We start from the raw sequence: 18,736 nt of genomic DNA, 5'->3' as shown, positions 1-18,736 counted from the left end.
AGGGCCAAAGGGTGCGCGACGATTGTCAGATCGCGCGCCCGGAGGCCGCAGGTTCTGGTACTGACCGGCTGGCACTGACCGGCTGTCGGTGGCTGGCATCCTGCCGGTTGTGTGGTTCGCTGCCGGCCTGGTGCGCTGCCGGCCTGGTTCCGCCTGCCGGCCACGTCCCGCCGCCCGACTCGTGATGCGGCGGGGCGTGGCCGGCCACCCTGGGGATCAGGGCCGGTCGTCGTGCTCGTAGGCCAGCCAGAGGGTTGCCAGCGCGGGCACGGTCAGCGTCACGGATGCGGGTTGGCCGTGGTGGGTGGTATCGACGGCGATCACCGCGCCCAGGTTCCCCAGACCGCTGCCCGCATAGTCGGTGGCGTCGGTGTTGAGAACCTCGCGCCAGCGGCCGCTGAACGGTAGGCCGAGTCGGTAGTCACGGTGCGCGACGCCCGCGAAGTTGGTGACGCAGGCCAGCACCGTACCGATCGGCCGGCGCTGGGATGTCGCGTCGCGGTCGGCCCACCGCAGGAAGGAGAACACGTTATCCTCGGCGTCGTTGGCGTCGATCCAGGAGAAGCCGTCGGGAGAGGTGTCCTGTTCCCACAGGGCGGGCGTGGCTCGGTAGGTCCGGTTCAGATCCCGCACCAGCGTGGACACTCCGCGGTGGGGTGGATCGTCGAGGTGCCACCAGTCCAGTGACCGGGCTTCGGACCACTCGGCGTCCTGGCCGAACTCGCCGCCCATGAACAGCACCTGCTTGCCCGGGTGCGCCCACATGTATCCGTAGAGTGCGCGCAGGTTGGCCAGTTGCTGCCAGCGGTCACCGGGCATCTTGCCGACCAGGGAACCCTTCCCGTGCACCACCTCGTCATGGCTGAGCGGAAGGATGAAGTTCTCCGAGTAGGCATACATCATGGAGAACGTGAGCTGATGGTGATGATATGCGCGAAATACCGGCGCCCGCGAGAGATAGTCCAGCGTGTCGTGCATCCAACCCATGTTCCACTTGAAGCCGAAACCCAGGCCGCCGAGATGGGTCGGCCGGGTGACGCCGGGCCATGCCGTCGACTCCTCGGCAATCATGAGTACGCCTGGTACGCGCCGGTAGACCGTCGCGGTGGTCTCCTGCAGGAATGACACGGCTTCCAGGTTTTCCCGGCCACCGTGGATGTTGGGTACCCAGCCACCGTCGGGTCTGGAGTAGTCGAGGTAGAGCATGGACGCGACGGCGTCGACCCGCAGCCCGTCTATGTGGAACTCCTCGAACCAGTACACCGCGTTCGCGACCAGGAAGTTGCGTACCTCGGGCCGGCCGAAGTCGAAGACGTAGGTTCCCCAGTCGGGCTGTTCACCGCGCCGCGGATCGGGATGCTCATACAGCGGCGTGCCGTCGAATCGGCCCAGGGCCCAGATGTCGCGGGGAAAGTGCGCGGGTACCCAGTCGACGATGACGCCGATGCCGGCCTGGTGAAGCTGGTCGACGAGATGGCGAAAGTCATCGGGGTCACCGAACCGTGACGTAGGGGCGTAGTAGGCCGACACCTGGTAGCCCCAGGAGCCGCCGAAGGGATGTTCGGCGACCGGCATCAGCTCGACGTGGGTGAACCCCAGCTCACGCACGTAGTCCACAAGCTCGGTGGCGAGCTCCCGGTAGGACAGCCCCCGGCGCCAGGAGCCCAGATGCACCTCGTAGACCGACATCGGCGCGGCATGCCACGGGGTGTTGCCGCGGCGCTCGAGCCATTCCTGGTCACCCCAGGTGTATTCCGACTCGAAGACGACGCTCGCCGTGGCCGGCGGGATCTCGGTGTGCAGCGCGAGCGGATCGGCCTTCTGCCGCCAGACGCCGTCGAAACCGAGGATCTCGTACTTGTAGCGGCAGCCGCTGCCGATGTCGGGTACGAACAGCTCCCACACGCCCGCGGCACCCAGCGAGCGCATCGGGTAGGCCCGGCCGTCCCAGAAGTCGAAGTCGCCCACCACCCGGACGCCGCGCGCGTTCGGCGCCCACACGGCGAAACCGACACCACTGATGTCGCCGGCCGTGCTCGGGTAGCGTCGCACCCGCGCGCCGAGCGCCCGCCAGAGCTGCTCGTGGCGGCCTTCACCGATGAGATGGCGGTCCATCTCCCCGAGGGTCGGCAGGAACCGGTAGGGATCGTCGACGACGTGCGTCGCGTCGCAGTACCTGACCTCGAGCCGGTAGTCCGGGACCGTACTGGTGGGCAGTGCCACAGCGAACACCCCGCCGCTGTGTAGCCGGGTGCATTCGTGGCGTTCACCACCGGTGAGGACGACGACTCCCACCGCGTCCGGTCGCAGCGCCCGCACGATCGTGTGATCACCGTGGGGATGGGCGCCGAGCACGCTGTGTGGATCGTGATGCGCGCCGCTCACGAGCCGTTCAAGATCGACATCCTCAACGAGCAGGGACGCGGGTGGGCGCTTCTCCTGGTCGGCGCTCGCGCCATGCTCGGCTACCGCGACGCGCCGCGAGCCGGTGCCGGTGGAGTTGCTGTCAGAAAGATCGTGCGGATGATCCCGGCCGGGGCCGCCCACCGCGTCGTCAGATATGATCATGGACAACACGCCATCCTTAGTAAAAAACGATCATCCGCTCGTGGACGTCAGTCGTTCGACCGAACCGAGCGGGATCGGCAGCCACGACGGTCGGTGCCGCGCCTCGTAGACGACTTCGTACACGGCCTTGTCGAGCTCGAAAGCCCGCAGCAGAACCGTGTCCTCACGTGGGTCATACCCGCCGACGCCGGCGTACCCGGCGCAGAAGGCGTCGCGGTTGCGCGTCGCCCATTCCTGCGCGCGGTAGCTCAGCGCCGACTCGCCCTCCCGTTCCAACAACATCGACTGGGCCGCGTAGTCGAACGACCGGAGCATGCCGGCGACGTCACGATGGATGGACTGTAGCGCCGTCCGGTCGGCAACCGGACGCGCTGGTTCCCCCTCGAAGTCGAACAGCACCCACCCCGAGTCGACCCGTAGGACCTGACCAAGATGGTAGTCCCCGTGAATGCGTTGCAGCGTGACCGGATGCCGGCGATGGGCGAGTTCGTCGAACGACTCGCGCAGCCCCGCCTCGAAGGATCGCAGTTCCGGCACGGCCTCGATCGCGGCGTCCAGCCGGCGGTGCATCTGCACCGCTTCCGCTCGCAGGCTCCCGGCGTCACCGACCGCGGTGGGCAGCACGTCCGCGAGCAGGTCGTGCACCTGCGCGGTGGCGGCGCCGAGGCGCTCGGACTCGGCCGCGAAGTCCCCGCCGACCTCGTCGGCATGCAGGTCCACCTCGGCGTAGAGATCGCGGACGCTGGTGAGGGCGAGCCGCCAGCCCTCGGTGCCGCTGCGCATGAACTCCTGCATGAACGCGAAGGTGGTGGTGACTCCGTCGAGGATGCCGTCCAGCCAGGAGACCGGGCGGGCCACATGGACGCTGCCGGCATCGGCGAGCGCACGGGTGATCTCCAGATCCGGGTTGCCGCCGACCCACAGCCGCCGGAAGACCTTCAGGATATAGGCGTCGCCGTAGACGATCGAGGTGTTGGACTGCTCGGCCCCGACCGCGTGGGCGGGCAACGTTTCCAGCTCCTCCAGCGTGTGCGGCACCAGACCGTCGTGGGCCTTGTCGCCCTGAATGAACGCCAGCAGGGCGGCGCTGCCGTCCGGGTCGTGCAGGCCGTCGTACACCAGACCGTCCGCGGCCTTTCCGAGCAGGAAGCTCTCGTGCCCGTAGGGCGCGTCCGGCCGGGTGACCAGCGGCACCTGGTAGTGATCGATCGGTCCGCGATCGGCGTAGCGGACCTCCACGACCAGGTGCCGGAGACGGTCGGACAGGTGCACGTCCCCGATGATGCGCAGGCCGCCCCAGGGCCGTCCCTTGCCCGCGAACCAGCGTTGCCGCGGCAGCCAGGAGGTCAGGAGGTCGACCAGGTCAGAATCATCGCCCACCGTCATCGCCCTCCCGCGCGTCGTCACCCGATTTATCGATCGTAGGCATTGGTTCGTCAGGGGGTGAATTCCCCCGGTCGGGTGAGCGCGAACCAGTAATGTCCGTGACCGGGCAAGGTCAGTAGGTAGGGCAGTTCACCGATCGGCGGGAAGTGCACGCCGCCCAGCAACTCGACCGGAACCAGTCCGACGAACCGCCGTAGATCAAGTTCGACCGGCTGTGCGAAACGCGATAGGTTGGCCACGCACAGTACCCGGTCATCGCCGAATTCTCGCACAAAGGCGAAGACGGACGGATTGGACGCGGGCAGCTCCTCGTATGTGCCGAGGCCGAAGACGGGATGCCTCTTCCGCACCTCGATCATCCGGCGTGTCCAGGAGAGGAAGGACGTCGGCATCCGCTGCTCGGCCTCGACGTTGAGCGCCTGGTAGCCGTATACCGGGTCCATGATCGGCGGCAGGTACAGCCGGGCCGGATCGCCGGTCGAAAAGCCGGCATTGCGGTCCGGTGACCACTGCATCGGAGTTCGGACGCCGTCCCGGTCGCCCAGGTAGATGTTGTCGCCCATCCCGATCTCGTCGCCGTAGTAGATGACCGGCGAGCCGGGCAGCGACAGCAGCAGCGCGGTGAACAGCTCCATCTGGTCACGGCTGTTGTCCAGCAGCGGCGCCAGCCGGCGGCGTATCCCGATGTTCGCCTTCATACGCGGGTCCTTCGCGTACTCGGTGTACATGTAGTCGCGCTCCTCGTCGGTGACCATTTCCAGGGTCAGCTCGTCGTGGTTGCGCAGGAATATTCCCCACTGGCAGTTCGGCGGAATCTCCGGGGTCTGCGCCAGGATCTCCGAGATGGGATAACGGGATTCCCGGCGGACCGCCATGAAGATACGCGGCATCAATGGGAAGTGGAATGCCATGTGACACTCGTCGTCGTTGCCGAAGTACTCGACCACGTCCGAGGGCCACTGGTTCGCCTCGGCAAGAAGGACCCGATCGGCGTACTTCGCGTCCACCTCCTTGCGGATCCGTCGCAGATACTCATGGGTATCGGGCAGGTTCTCGCCGTTGGTCCCCTCCCGCACATAGAGGTAGGGGACCGCGTCCAGGCGGAAGCCGTCGATCCCGAGGTCGAGCCAGAATCGCAGGACCTCGAGCATCGCCTCCTGGACGTCGGGGTTGTCGTAGTTGAGATCAGGCTGGTGGGCGAAGAAACGGTGCCAGTAGTACTGCCCACGCACCGGGTCCCACGTCCAGTTCGACTTCTCCGTGTCGACGAAGATTATCCGTGCGTCCGGGAACTTGTCGTCCGTGTCCGACCACACGTAGAAGTTGCCGAAGGGGCCGTCCGGGTCGGTGCGGGACGCCTGGAACCAGGGGTGCTGGTCGGACGTGTGGTTCATGACCAGGTCCGCGATGATCCGGATGCCGCGCCGGTGAGCCTCGTCCACCAGAGTGACGAAGTCCCCGAGGTCGCCGAACTCCGGCAGGATGCGGAAGTAGTCGGCGATGTCGTAGCCGCCGTCCCGCAACGGTGAGTCGTAGATCGGCAGCAGCCACACGCAGTCGATTCCGAGCCAGCTCAGGTAGTCGAGCTTGCCGGTGACTCCTCGGAGGTCGCCGGTACCGTCACCGTTGGAATCGGCGAAACCACGGATGAGGACCTCGTAGAACACCGCCCGCTTGAACCACAGGGGGTCACGCGACGGCTCCTCGGAGTCGGTGTCGGAAGCCGCGCGGTCAGCGGTCACGCTGTCGGCGCGGGAGTCCTCGGCGCTCATCTTCTGCGCCGGATGGTGAAGACATGGGCCGGTTCCGTCGCCGGATCCAGTCGGACGTAGTTCTCGTGCCCCCACCTGTAGTTCGCCCCGCTGATCTCGTCGTGGATATCGAATGTGTCCCACCACTGCAGGCCGAGGGCGGGCATGTCGAGACGAACCGTCGTCTCCTGGATATTGTGGGAGTCAAGATTGACGACGATCAGAACACGGTCGTCGTCGGGTGCCTGTCCGACTCGCTTGGAGAAGGCCATGATTGCGTCGCCGTCCGCGTGGTGAAAGCGGAGATTGCGTAGCCAGTGCATGGCCGGATGATCTTTTCGTATTCGGTTGAGCGTGGCCAGATAGGGCGCCAGTGAACGTCCCGCGGCTTCGGCACCGGCCCAGTCCCGGGGGCGGAACTGGTATTTCTCGGAGTCGAGGTACTCCTCGCTCCCGACCCGGACGGGAACGTTTTCGAACAGGTCGTACCCCGCGTAGACCCCCCAGGTCGGGGATATCATCGACGCCAGCACCGCACGAATCTTGAATGCGGCGTCGCTGCCGTCCTGGAGATATCCCGGCAGGATGTCGGGAGTGTTGACGAAGAAGTTCGGACGCATGTAGTGCGCGGTCTCCAGCAGTTCCCGCCCGTATGTCTCCAACTCCGCCTTCGTATTGCGCCAGGTGAAGTAGGTGTAGGACTGGGTGAAGCCCACCTTGGCCAGCGCCTGCATCATGTGCGGCCGGGTGAACGCCTCGGACAGGAACAGCACGTCCGGTTCGGTCGACTTCACTTCGGCGATGAGCCACTCCCAGAACTGGACCGGCTTGGTGTGGGGGTTGTCGACCCGGAATATCCGTACACCGTGCGAGGTCCAGTACCTGACCACGCGGAGCACTTCATGATAAAGACCGACCGGGTCGGTGTCGAAGTTCAGCGGGTAGATGTCCTGGTATTTCTTGGGCGGGTTCTCGGCGTAGGCGATGGACCCGTCGCTCTTCACCGTGAACCACTCCGGGTGCAGCTTTGCCCACGGGTGGTCCGGGGCGCACTGCAGGGCGAGGTCGAGAGCGATCTCCATACCGAGCGCCCGGGTCTGGGCGACGAACTCGTCGAAGTCCTCGATCGTGCCCAGGCCCGGGTGGACGGCGTCGTGGCCGCCAGCCTCACTGCCGATCGCCCATGGCGAACCGGGGTCGTCGGGGCCGGGGATCAGAGTGTTGTTCGGACCCTTGCGGTTGATCTCCCCGATCGGATGGATCGGCGGCAGGTAGACCACGTCGAAACCCATCGCGGCGACGGCGGGCAACCGCTGCGCCGCGGTCGCGAAGGTTCCCGAGCGGGGCGGATCCAGACCCGCCCCTTCGGATCGCGGAAAGAACTCATACCAGCTCCCGAACAGCGCGCGGCGACGGTCGACCCAGATCCGGTAGAACGGCGAACGGGTGATGAGCTCCCGCAGCGGGAACCGGTTGAGCAGGGCGACCACCGCCGGGTCGCGTGCCGCGGCTATCCGGCCGTGTGGGTCTGTGAGGGTGTCATCGCGTAACGCGTCGACGGCCCGCTGGATGTCGGCACGGCGGCTTTCCGGGACCCCCGGTAGCGCGCGGAGCAACAGCCGGGCCCCGTCTTCGAAGTCGACCGCCAGTTCGTCCAGGCTCTGGCCGGCCGCTGTTTTGATCTCAACGGCGTGCAGCCAGGTTGCCACCGGGTCGGCCCATGCCTCGATGCGAAAGCCCCACAGGCCCTCCGAATCGGTGCGTACCTCGGCCTGGTACCGGTCGGTCCCCACGTCGACCGGCTGCATCCGTGTGAACGGCGTGCCGCGGCCATCCGGACCTGACAGCGCCACATTGGCACCGATCAGATCATGGCCATCCCGAAACACCGTCGCGGTGACGGTGAGGATCTCACCCTCTACCGCCCGCGACGGCCACTGTCCACATGATACGGCGGGGCTGATGTCAGAGATGACAACCCGGCCTATTGAGCGTCCGATCATCGCCGCGACCTTATCGAGGGGAACCACTCCTTGATAATCCGCCTCTGCTGTACCAGTCGGAGGCGCCCCAACGTGAACAGCGTGGGACCACCGGGTGGGGTTGTGTTGGTGATACGGAGGCGGTCCGCCGGGCGGGGAGGATGTCGGCATCGGATCGAAGTCTCCACGTTGATGCGCGTTCCGGGTAGGTCAGTTGCCATGGGTGGACCGGCCCACCGTCGGTATCGGCTGGGGATACCCATGCCGGCCACGCTCACGCGTGGGTGGGCCGTTGCTGCCCCGGGGACTACGGCCTCCGGGCGCGCGATCTGACGATCGTCGCGCGCCCTTTGGCCCGTTGCTGCCCCGGGGAACCCCCGCGTGGCCCCGTTCGTCCCGCTGGAGGCAGACCCCGGTGACCCCATGTCGCCGTGGGTATGCATGATCGAGTCCAGTAAGCTGCGTCGCGCTCGGTGCGGGGGGCGGCCAGGGCCCCGAAACACCCGGGATACAAGACCAGCCCCGATCGCAAGGACAGCAGGAGGAGTAGTGGGAGTCAGCCTCAGCAAGGGCGGAAACGTTTCGCTGACCAAGGAGGCGCCGGGCCTCGCCAACATCGTCGTCGGCCTCGGATGGGATGCGCGGAGCACCACCGGCGCAGATTTCGATCTTGATGCGAGTGCGATCGCGTGCAGGGCCGACGGCAGGGTGCTCTCCGACGGCCATTTCGTCTTCTTCAACAACCTCAAGAGCCCGGACAGCGCCATCGAGCACCAGGGCGACAACCTGACCGGTGAGGGAGAAGGCGACGACGAAGCGATAAACGTGAATCTCGTCAGCTTGCCAGCAGAGATCGACAAGGTCGTGTTCCCGGTTTCGATCTACGATGCGGAGTCACGCCAGCAGAACTTCGGCCAGGTACGCAACGCGTTCATCAGGATCGTGAACGGTGCGGGGGGCGCCGAGATCGCACGTTACGATCTCACCGAGGACGCCTCCACCGAGACTGCCATGGTCTTCGGTGAAGTTTACCGGCACGGTTCGGAGTGGAAGTTTCGGGCGGTCGGTCAGGGCTACGCCACCGGTCTTGCCGGCATCGCCCGGGACTACGGCGTCAACGTCTGATCGCCATCTCCCCCACGCCCGTTGCCGGTGTGGCGCACGTCCGCAACGGTCCGGGTGTGACGGGGGTGCTGGTTTGGGCGGTTACGATGCCCGGGACCCGGCGCTCGGCCGGCCGGGTAGGTCAACGTGCGGGCGACCATGGCGCAGGGTAGACGGCGCACGGTAGAGGGCGAGGCGGCAGGGTAGAGGGCGAAGCGGGATGGCGAAGGTATCCCGCCCGGCGCCCGTCACGGGGGACCCGTCAGAACATCTCGTGATCGGACGGGTCCCCCGGGACCCCGGTGGCCGCGTCATCGCCGGCCCCGACGATTCCCGGTGGACCGCTACGTAGACCTGCGGTTGACGTGCTGCCTCGATGCTCCGGACCGGGGTCGGGGCGCGGTGGTGCCCCCGGCGCCGCGCCCCGACCCCGGTCCGGGGGAGGTACCTGTTCCTCGTGCAAGTCTTGCGCATTTTTGGTTGGTCACTGGCCGTCACCGTCGTAGGTATCGCAGTGGCGGGAGTGATCGGGGGTCCTCAGACCGCCGCTCTCGTCGCCATCCTCGCGGTCCTTGAGATAAGCCTGTCGTTCGACAATGCGGTGATCAACGCGACCATCCTGGGTCGGATGAACGAGTTCTGGCAGAAGATCTTCTTGACGGTGGGCGTCCTGATCGCGGTCTTCGGCATGCGGCTGTTGTTCCCGATCGTCATCGTCGCCGTCACCGCCCATCTGGGGCCGCTGGAGGTCTTCGACCTTGCGCTGAACAACCCGGACGAGTATGCGGCGCGGCTGGCCGACGCCCATCCCTCGATCGCAGCCTTCGGCGGGATCTTCCTCTTCATGATTTTTCTGGACTTCATGTTCGATCCCGAGCGCGACATCCAGTGGCTGCGCTGGCTCGAGGAACCGCTGCGTAAGGCCGGCCGCCTCGACGTGCTGTCGGTCGTGGTCGGGCTGGTCGCGCTGCTGGTCGTGGCGGAGGTGTTCTCCGATGACCACACCCAGCAGGTGCTGAGCGCCGGCGTCGCGGGCCTTGCGACCTACCTGGGTGTACGTGGCCTCGGGGAGTTCTTCGAGGCGCGTGGCGTCGGTGCGGACACCGAGGAGGACGGCGCGGAATCCGACGGGGTCGGAGCCGGGGCCGGGTCAACCGGCGGTGCGAACGCGGTGGTGCTGGCCGCAGGGAAAGCCGCGTTCTTCCTCTTCCTCTATCTGGAGGTGCTCGACGCCTCGTTCTCCTTCGACGGTGTGGTGGGCGCCTTCGCGATCACTCAGAAGATCTTCGTCATCGCGGCTGGCCTTGGTATTGGCGCGATGTACATCCGGTCGCTCACCGTGTATCTGGTTCGCCGGGGAACCCTGCAGGAGTATGTGTACCTGGAGCATGGTGCCCACTACGCCATCGGCGCCCTGGCGGTGATTCTTGCCATCAGCATCGAGACCGAAGTTCCCGAGATCATCACCGGTCTTGTCGGTGTCGGGTTCATCGCCGTCGCGTTGGTGACCTCCATCCGCAACCGCGACCGGCAGCGGGCTGCCGGTGCAGGGGGGCAGGACGGCGATCCCGACGCTCGGTCCGGCGAGGTGGTGGTGGCCCGTTCCTAGGCTGTTCCCGCGACGCCACGCCGCTGTCGCCGGGCGCTCTAAGCTCATATCACGACCACCGCAAGGGAGCGGATCATGCCTATTGACTACACCAAGCGGTCCGGCGGCCAGGATTCCAACCCGGCGCCGGTGTCACTGAGCAAGGTCACTTTGACCAAGAATGCACCTTCGGTGTCTCTGAGCAAGCAGGGCGGCGGCGGTCGGCTACACGTCAACCTCAATTGGACGGCCCAGAGTGCCCCGGGCTCGGCCGGCGGCCCGGGCGGATTCCTCAAGCGTGTTCTCGGCGGTGCCTCCGACGGGGTCGACCTCGACCTGGCGTGCCTCTACGAGCTCACCGACGGCCGCAAGGGTGTCGTCCAGGCGCTGGGTAACACCTTCGGGTCTCTTGAGGCGCCGCCGTACGTCCAGCTCGATGCCGACGACCGGACCGGCGCGTCCGTCGGCGGGGAGAACCTGTTCGTCAACCTCGCCCATGTCCGGGAGATCCGCCGGTTGCTGATTTTTGCTTTCATCTATGCCGGCGCCCCCAACTTCGACCAGGCGAACGCCGTGGTGACGTTGACGCCGGCGCGCGGCGCGCCGATCGAGGTACGGCTGGACGAGAGTGCCGGCAACGCCCGGATGTGCGCTATCGCCCAGTTGACCAACTCCAGCGGTGACGACCTCGTGGTGAACAGGGAGGTCCGCTATGTCGCTGGTCATCAGGATCTTGATCGAACCTATGGATGGGGTCTGAACTGGACGCCGGGACGCAAGTAGGCGGCGGAACACGATCATGAATCGCCCTGTGTCGTCACCTTTCGGGGATGACGGTCGTTATTCGATGTTCCGGCCGCGCCAGGAGCCGGTGCCCGACGCGCCGCGCTGGTACCCGCCGGATCCGCCGCCGGCAGACCTCGGTCGGCCGCCGACCGCCGGGACCGCCGGCATGGACGGGACCGCCGGCATGGACGACGAGGTTGTGGAGGCTGTTGTTGTAGAGGACGCGCCGGCGGAGGACTCGCTCGACGTGGATGCCCATCCCCTCGGGGACGCCACCCTGGGGGACGTGGATGTGGCTGTCGCTGTGGACCTCCCCTGGCGCGATGACCGGGTCGGCCCGTTCGCAGCCGTGGCGACGGGGCCGACCGACGAGGAAGCTGAGGCCGACGAGGCCGACGAGGCTGGCAATGCCGACGAACCCGACGAGGCTGGTGAGGTTGAGGATCTGGCCGGGCCGCGATGGTTGGATGATCATGGTGACGGAGAGGTTCGCGACGACCCAGCCACCGAGGTCGATCTTCCGTCGGCCGCGGCAGGGGCGGCTGGCGCCGACACTGCGAACCTTGGCGCCCTCGCCGACCTCACCGCCGCGAGCGCCGCGGCGGCCCTGCGGTTGGACGAACTCCACCAGCGGGCCGAGGAGCTGATCAGGCTCCGGCGCCACGACGCCGACCTGGTGGACCGCCTGCACGCCGAGAACACCCGGCTTCGGGCCGGCGAACTGACCGAGGCGATGGCACCGTTGCTGCGGGGACTCATGCGCCTGCACGACCAGATGACCAGTCTCGGCGCGGACGACGGCCAGAGCGTCCCAGGCATCCTGCGTAAGCAGTTGCTGCAGGTGCTGGACGTCGCGGCGGACGTCCGTCCGTATACCGCGGTGGTGGGGATGCCCTTCGACCCGGTCCGGCACGTCGGCATGCGCCGGGTCGGCACTGACGACCCCGGCCGTGACCGGACGATCGCCCGCACACTCAAGCCCGGATTCGTCCGCGGTGAGTCGACCGTGGTGCGTCCAGCCGAGGTGGAGGTTTTTCGGGCACACTGAAACCGGCGGCGGTTTGTTGGAGGGACCTTCATGGCGCGAACAAAGGTGTTCGGCATCGACCTGGGAACGACGTACTCGTGCATCGCCCAGGTGGACGAGTACGGACGTCCCGACGTGATTCGCAATATCGAGTCGCAGCCGACCACACCATCGGTGGTGCTGTTCGACGAGTCCGCGGGCGGCGGTGTGACGTTTGTCGTCGGCACCCAGGCGAAGCGGCAGTCCCGGATCCGCCCGGATGACGTGGCGAGCCTGGTCAAGCGGCACATGGGCGAGGCGGACTGGCGATTTGTCGTGCACGGTGAGGAGTACAGCGCGCCTGCCGTGTCAAGCCTCGTGCTCAAGTCTCTCGCCGCCGACGCGCAGCGGGCGACCGGCGCCCCGGTGACGGACGTGGTCATCACCGTCCCGGCCTATTTCGGCGACGAGGAGCGCAAGGCGACGAAGCTGGCCGGCGCGCTCGCCGGGCTGAACGTGTTGGACATCATCAACGAGCCCACAGCCGCCGCCTTCGCGTACGGGTTCGCCCAGGACGGCGCGGCGGAGACGACCGTGCTCGTCTACGACCTGGGCGGAGGCACCTTCGACACCACGGTCATCCGGCTGTCGAAGAACGCGATCACAGTTGTGGCCACTGACGGTGACCACGAGCTTGGCGGCGCTGACTGGGATGCGGAGCTGGTGCGCTTCTTGGCCCAGAAGTTCACCGAGGCGCAGCCCGACGCCGGTGATCCGCTCGACGACGTCTACGACGAGCAGGAGCTGCTGACCTCGGCGGAGGACGCCAAGTTGGCGCTGTCCGGTCGCGACAGCGTCGATGTCCTGGTGGTTCACGGCGGCCGGCGGACAAACGTGACCGTGACCCGGGCGGACTTCGAGGAGATCACCGCCGCCCTGCTACAGCGCACCCTTGACCTCACCGGGTCGGTGCTCGCCCGGGCTCGGGAGCGTGGCGTCGACCAGGTGGACGTCTGCCTGCTTGTCGGCGGTATGAGCAAGAGCCCGGCGGTTGCCCGCAGGATCGCCGAGCGCTTCGGTCTGTCTCCACGCCTCCTGGACCCCGATCTCGCCGTGGCCAAGGGCGCCGCGGTCTTCGGGCAGAAGAAGGAACTGGAACGGTACGTCCTCGACGATCTGGTTGCCCAGGGCAAGCTCGCGGCCGGTGCGACTCTGGATGCCGCGGCGCCGGCCGACGTCGCGCGCTCCGTGTCGGGCGCGGCGGGAGATTTCGGGTTGGCCACCACCGCGGTGGTCGATCTGGTCAAGACGAAGGTCACCAACGTGACGTCCCGCGGCTTCGGGATCTTCGCCGAGGACAGGGGCAAAACGATCGCGGCCTTTCTGGCGCATCGCAACGATCCGCTGCCGATTGAGATCACCCAGACCTTTTACACCATCTCCGACAACCAGACGGACGTCGACATCCGTGTGTTCGAGCAGGGGACGAGCGCTGAGTCGACCATCCCGCAGGACAACAAAGTGATCGTCGAAGGTGCCATCGCGGGGATTCCCGGCGGACATCCCCGCGGCACACCGGTGGATGTCACCTTTCTCATGCGGTCGGACCAGACGATCGTCGTCACCGCCACGCATCCGGGCGCGACCGGGCCGCTCGTCCTGCAGATCACCGCGGGTGTGGGCAGCGAAGCGATGCGGGATGAGGAGACACGGAAGATCACCCTGCTCAAACAGCGGGACTGACGTCGCCGTGGCGGTCGCAGGCATCAGCGTGCCCGACGTTGTCCAGCACATGACGTTGTCTGTTACATAACGTTGTCTGTTACCGGACACTGTCCGGTGCATATGGTGAATGCCGAGGCCGGGGCCATGTCCGGGTGCCGCCTTCATACGCTCTGTGATGGGGATGCTGGCGGCGGGGACGAAGGTGGGGCGGTGAGCGCGGCGTTCGACGGCAGCAGCTACCGGCAGCGGGTGTTGGCCGAGCTGCAACGCCGATCCCCGCTTGACTGTGATGACCCGTTTTTCGTCGCCGCGCTGGACCCGGCTGCCACGTACACCGACGCGGAGGTGCGCGCGCACCTGGCCCGCGTCGTGGCCTTTCTGCAGCGGCAACGGAACGCTGCACGCTACGCGACCCTGGCCGCGGCCCTTATCCGCAGGCGGGCCGAGTGGGAGGCGCCGCTGCTGGACCCGCATACCCGCGAACAGGTCCGGGTACGAGTGCTGGCCGCGCGTCGCAGTGGGGACGCCGACCGGTTGGCCAAGGTGGCCCGCAACCTCGCGACCGTGCGTGAGCGTTTCGGCGGAATTCCCCGGTCCCGCGTTGCGGGTCTGCGTCGGTTGGCGTCGGCTGACGGGGTGACCACCGAGCAGTTCGACGCGACCCTCGCGGGCGAGAAGGTGATCGAGGACGGCTCCGGTGAGGATGTCGAGCCGCTCGCGCCGGGGCTGCGGCGCCAGATCCGTGACGGCCTCACCGAGCTGCGGCAGCTTCGCGAGGGGGATCGGGTTGGTACCGCCTCCCTGTGGGCTCTGCTGGGTATCCCGGCGGACTCCGCGCCGGCGCGGATCCAGGCCGCACACGAGATCCTTGTCGAGCGCAACCAGCGGCGTCCGCATGACCGCGAGAAGACGGTGACCGCTGATCTGCTCGCGCAGGTGCGCACCAGACTCCTCGACGGTGATCCGGCCGCCTATACCGCCGGGCTGGTCGCAGACGCCCGCGATGAGATCCGGCCGAAGGTCGAGGAGCACGTCGTGCTCGACGGTGAGCTCGGACCGGGCGCCTTTGAGGGGTTGGTCCGCGAGGTCCTCGCGGCCGGGCGAGGACTGTCAGCGGCACAGGCGAAGGCGGTGTTGCTCGACATCGCCCGGGATCTGGGTGCGGCGATGACGACCGGAGCGGTCGTCGACTACGTTGTATGCCCACGCTGTGGCCGTCCGGAGCCGGTTGACGGTTCGCGCGTCTGCCGATATTGCGATACCGAGCTCTACATCCCGTGTCCGTCGTGTGGCCGCGCGACGGAGGCCGCCGCGGCGGCGTGCCAGTTCTGCGGGCAGAGCCTGCGCCAGGCTCGGGAAGCCGGCGACGCCCTGACCGCGATCCGCCGCGAGCTGGAAGACGGCCATCCCAGGCATGCCGCCGAGCTGCTGGCCCGGGCGCGTCCGGTGCTGGGCGCGGTCGGTGGGTCGGCGGCCCGCGCTGCTGATGATCTCGGCGTGCGGGTGCAGGCGGCGCTGGCCGCCGCGGACGCCGGCTGGCGGGCACTGGTCGAGCACCGCGAGGCCCGGTGCGACGACGCCGCCACCGCCGGGGCCCGTTGGCTCGTCGCCCAGGCGTTCGACGTACCCGGTCCGGACGGACGCTCGCCCGAGGAGGTGCTGGCCGAGCTCACCGCTCACCAGGACGTCATCCGTCGCCGGGTTGCCGCGGCGGCGGCGCTTGCGCCAGCCGACCAGGAGAATGCGCTGGCCGCGGTGCTCGCGACCGTGGCGGACAACCGGGAGGCGCTGGCGGCATTGGCCGCGCTGCCACTCCCGCCGCCGACGGATCTGACCGCGAGCAACGAAGAAGGTGCCGTGGTGCTGCGGTGGCGGCCATCCCCCTCGGCGCTCGGTCCGGTGTCCTACCGGGTGGTCAGGCTGGTGGGGGCCGGCATGGGGGAGGCGGGCGGCCAGCAGGGAACACCACCGGTCGAGCGCAGCCTGGGTACGACTCGGTCCACCGAGTTGTCCGATGCCGGGGTTCCGGCCGGGGTGCTGGTCCGGCACGAGGTGACGGCGGTCGTGGGCAGCCGGCGCTCGGTAGGGGTGCGCACACCCGGCCTCGTGGTCGTGCGGGACGTCATAGCCCTGCGTGCGGAGCAGCTCGGTGCCGGGGTGAGGCTGTCCTGGCGGCTGGATGGCCCGGTGGACGCGGTGACGATCGATCGGACCGTGGACGAGTCATCGCCAGTACAGGTTCCGATGCGTCGGATCAGGGCGAACGCCGGTCAGTACCTCGACACGGCCGTCCAGCCCGGTGTCACCTACCGTTATCAGGTTTATGTCGAGTTCCAGGATGTGGACGGACACCCGGCCAGAACCGCTGGTTCGGGGATTGCGGTTACGGTGACGCCGCGCCCACGAGCCGTACGCGATCTGGCGGTCACCACTGTCGCCGGGCGTACCGTGCTGCGCTGGAGCGCCATGCCAGCCACTCATGTGCAGATCTACGCCGTGCCCGTACCCGTGTCGGACGCCGGGCCGCCGCATGCGGCTGGAGTCGAGGACACCGAGATCGACCTGGAGAAGATCGCCGAACGGGCCCGGCTGGTCGGGTCGAGCCGGAGCGGCCACCTGGTGGACCCACTGGCTGCCGGTGAGTTGGACTATCTTCCGGTAACTGTGTGTGACGGTCGGGCGGTGGTCGGCGCCGGTGTGCGGCATCTGGTGGTCGAAGGCATCCGGGATCTGCGCGCGGACGATCGCGGTGAGGAGATCGTGCTGTCCTTCCACATGCCGCCGGGGATCACGCAGGCGCGCGTCCTGTGGCGCCGCGACCAGCTCCCGACCGGGCCGGACGACCCGGACGCGTTCCGGGCAAAGGTCACCAATACCAGCCTGGAAATCAAGGGCGGCTGGCATCTGGCCGCGCCGCGGGACGGTTCGGCCTACTTCGTCGCCTGCTACCCGCTGGTGCGCACGGGTGGGACGTTGCGCGCTGTCGGCCCGGGCACGGCGATGGTGGCCCGCTCGGCGGCATCGCCGGATGCGGACGATGACCTCGATGACCTGAATCAACCGGAACACCATGAGCACCACGATCGGGAACGGACGGTCACCTACACGCTGGCCCGGTCCGGCTGGCGTCGCCGTACGTTGCGCGTACACGTGCGCGCGGACGGGCCGTTGCCGGCGATGGTGCTTGTCGCGCGGCCGGGGACGACTCCGCCACAGGCGAGCGACGACGGACATCCGCTCGCACGAGTGTCGGCGTCGCCACCAACACCGCAGCGCACCCTCGAGGTTTCCCTCGAAGGTGCCGAGCTTCCCTGGGGGGTACGACTGTTCCCGGGCTCGCCGGCGAGCCCGGGTGCACCGGTTGGTGGGGTGCCCGGTGCGGTGATTGTCCGCCATCCACCGGATGATTCCCTCATAATCCGCTAACCCGACCGAAAGGCTCCTCGCGAGGATGGCGTCCATGTTCGGCCGCCGGCGCTCCTGCCGGGTCGCGCTCGGGTCGCGGGTGGTGGTCGCAGGCGTGCTGTTTCTCGGCGTCGCCCTCGCCGCCGGGCTCGTTGCGGTCGGATTGAACCTCCGTGGAAGCCGTCCGGCAGGGATGGCTCTGACCCTGGTCGACACCGACATCGTGCTGGTGCGTGGGCACGGTTTCCCGGCCGGTGCCGAGATCACCGTCGACCTTGTCGGGGGTGATCTCACTACCACGGCACCGGCCCGGGCGGACCCGGACGGGCGCTTTCTGCTTCGCTTCACCCTACCCATGGATTTTACCGGCACTGTGTCGGTGACGGCGAGATCGGGCGCTATCACGGCCCGCGGTTCGCTACCGGTCACCGTCTGGGATACCCGGGGAAAACTGTCGGGCCTGCCCTGGCTGTCCGGAGTACATCTGGCCAACGATCTGCCGCCCTATCTGGCCTTTGGCGCATGGCGGGGCCGACCGATCGACGTGGCCCTGGTTTTCACGATTCGCGACCAGGGCTGGGGTCCGATATCCGAGCCCAGCTGGCCGCTGGACGATTTCGCACCGTTCCCGGGAAAACTGGTCATCAGTCAGCCGCCGTTCCCGCAGGGGCAGGGCGGCAACGCCGAGTGTGCCCGTGGTGCCTATGACGAGCACTGGCGGAGGTTCGGCGCCTTTCTCGTGCGCAAAAACCGGGCTGACTCCATCGTGCGGATCGGTTGGGAGTTCAACGGCACGTACATGTACTGGCACGCGGATGCGAGCGCGAGGAATTTCACGGAGTGTTTCCGCAGGATCGCCACGGCCATCCGCTCCACGGATCCGAAGGTCAAGATTGACTGGACGTTCAACGCCCACGATTCCCCGGTGCCGTCGAGCGGGAATCCATGGGATGCCTACCCCGGCGACGAATACGTCGACATCGTCGGCATCGATGCCTACGATCACTACCCGCCGTCGTTGAACGAGGCTAGGTGGACGCGGCAGTGCAACAGTGTCAACGGGCTCTGTCACCTCATTCGGTACGCCCGTGAGCACGGTCGGAAGGTCGGTGTGGGTGAGTGGGGTGTGACGTCTTGTGGTGGCGATGGCGGCGGAGATAATCCTTTCTATATCCGGAAGATGTATGACACGTTCGTCGCGAACGCCGACGCGATGGGTTACGAAAGTTACTTTCACGACTCGGCGCCGGACAATGTGTGTTCGACGATCATGAATGGGGGTCAGAACGCTCGGTCGGCCGCCGAGTACAAGCGGTTGTTCGGCGGGTCGTGACCGGCTCGGCCGGGCGGCGCGGTCGGCCGGCCGGGGTGACAGGCGGTTGTCCGCTGGATGACAGCGGTCGGGAAGTTGCCGGACCGGATTCCACGCCGCCGG

At 67.4% G+C, this 18,736-nt stretch carries 12 protein-coding genes; 8 read left to right on the top strand and 4 right to left on the bottom strand.

Translation table 11 applies throughout. The features are described 5' to 3' along the window. A partial coding sequence (locus U9979_RS21085) for a hypothetical protein (RefSeq protein WP_322780730.1) occupies positions 1-185 on the top strand: 185 nt, incomplete at its 5' end. Between the two features lie 31 nt (positions 186-216). Here U9979_RS21085 and glgB read toward each other — a convergent pair. From glgB to U9979_RS21065, 4 genes are read right to left on the bottom strand one after another with little or no spacing between them, the layout of a single operon-like run. Continuing rightward, positions 217-2,568 carry a 1,4-alpha-glucan branching protein GlgB gene (gene glgB / locus U9979_RS21080; RefSeq protein ID WP_322780729.1) on the bottom strand — a complete coding sequence of 784 codons (2,352 nt, stop codon included), beginning with the start codon at positions 2,566-2,568 and terminating at the stop codon, positions 217-219. A gap of 30 nt (positions 2,569-2,598) precedes the next feature. Further along, positions 2,599-3,954: a maltokinase N-terminal cap-like domain-containing protein gene (locus U9979_RS21075; RefSeq protein WP_416210244.1), complete on the bottom strand. Its 1,356-nt coding sequence runs from the start codon at positions 3,952-3,954 to the stop codon at positions 2,599-2,601. Positions 3,955-4,004: 50 nt separating this feature from the next. After that, complete coding sequence (treS, locus tag U9979_RS21070; RefSeq protein WP_322780728.1) at positions 4,005-5,726, bottom strand: maltose alpha-D-glucosyltransferase; 1,722 nt, start codon at positions 5,724-5,726, stop codon at positions 4,005-4,007. Next, positions 5,723-7,708: an alpha-1,4-glucan--maltose-1-phosphate maltosyltransferase gene (locus U9979_RS21065; RefSeq protein WP_322780733.1), complete on the bottom strand. Its 1,986-nt coding sequence runs from the start codon at positions 7,706-7,708 to the stop codon at positions 5,723-5,725. Before U9979_RS21065 ends, treS begins: the two co-directional genes overlap by 4 nt. A gap of 528 nt (positions 7,709-8,236) precedes the next feature. Between U9979_RS21065 and U9979_RS21060 the strand changes: the two genes are divergently transcribed. From U9979_RS21060 to U9979_RS21030, 7 genes are all read left to right on the top strand, one after another. Then, the gene (locus U9979_RS21060; protein ID WP_322748853.1) at positions 8,237-8,812 is read left to right on the top strand and encodes a TerD family protein; all 576 of its coding nucleotides are present in this window, start codon (positions 8,237-8,239) and stop codon (positions 8,810-8,812) included. Positions 8,813-9,248: 436 nt separating this feature from the next. After that, positions 9,249-10,400: a DUF475 domain-containing protein gene (locus tag U9979_RS21055; protein ID WP_322780727.1), complete on the top strand. Its 1,152-nt coding sequence runs from the start codon at positions 9,249-9,251 to the stop codon at positions 10,398-10,400. Positions 10,401-10,475: 75 nt separating this feature from the next. After that, on the top strand, positions 10,476-11,162 hold the full coding sequence (locus U9979_RS21050) for a Tellurium resistance (protein WP_322780726.1): 687 nt from the start codon (positions 10,476-10,478) through the stop codon (positions 11,160-11,162). Positions 11,163-11,226: 64 nt separating this feature from the next. Next, a complete protein-coding gene (locus U9979_RS21045; protein ID WP_322780725.1) occupies positions 11,227-12,213 on the top strand; it encodes a hypothetical protein in 987 nt (328 codons plus the stop codon). Between the two features lie 30 nt (positions 12,214-12,243). After that, positions 12,244-13,914, top strand: a complete 1,671-nt coding sequence (locus U9979_RS21040) for an Hsp70 family protein (protein ID WP_322748857.1) — start codon at positions 12,244-12,246, stop codon at positions 13,912-13,914. A gap of 192 nt (positions 13,915-14,106) precedes the next feature. Next, entirely contained in the window at positions 14,107-17,322 is a 3,216-nt protein-coding gene (locus U9979_RS21035; RefSeq protein WP_322780724.1) for a zinc ribbon domain-containing protein, read from the top strand. A 34-nt stretch (positions 17,323-17,356) separates the two neighbouring features. Then, positions 17,357-18,634 (top strand): glycoside hydrolase family 26 protein, encoded by a 1,278-nt coding sequence (locus U9979_RS21030; protein ID WP_322766380.1) that lies wholly within the window; start codon positions 17,357-17,359, stop codon positions 18,632-18,634. The last annotated feature ends 102 nt before the right edge of the window (positions 18,635-18,736 follow it).

Source organism: Protofrankia sp. Cas4 (assembly GCF_963555915.1).
GTDB lineage: Bacteria > Actinomycetota > Actinomycetes > Frankiales > Frankiaceae > Protofrankia.
Note: the sequence above shows the minus strand (reverse complement) of the source record. Positions and strands in the feature narration are given on the sequence as shown.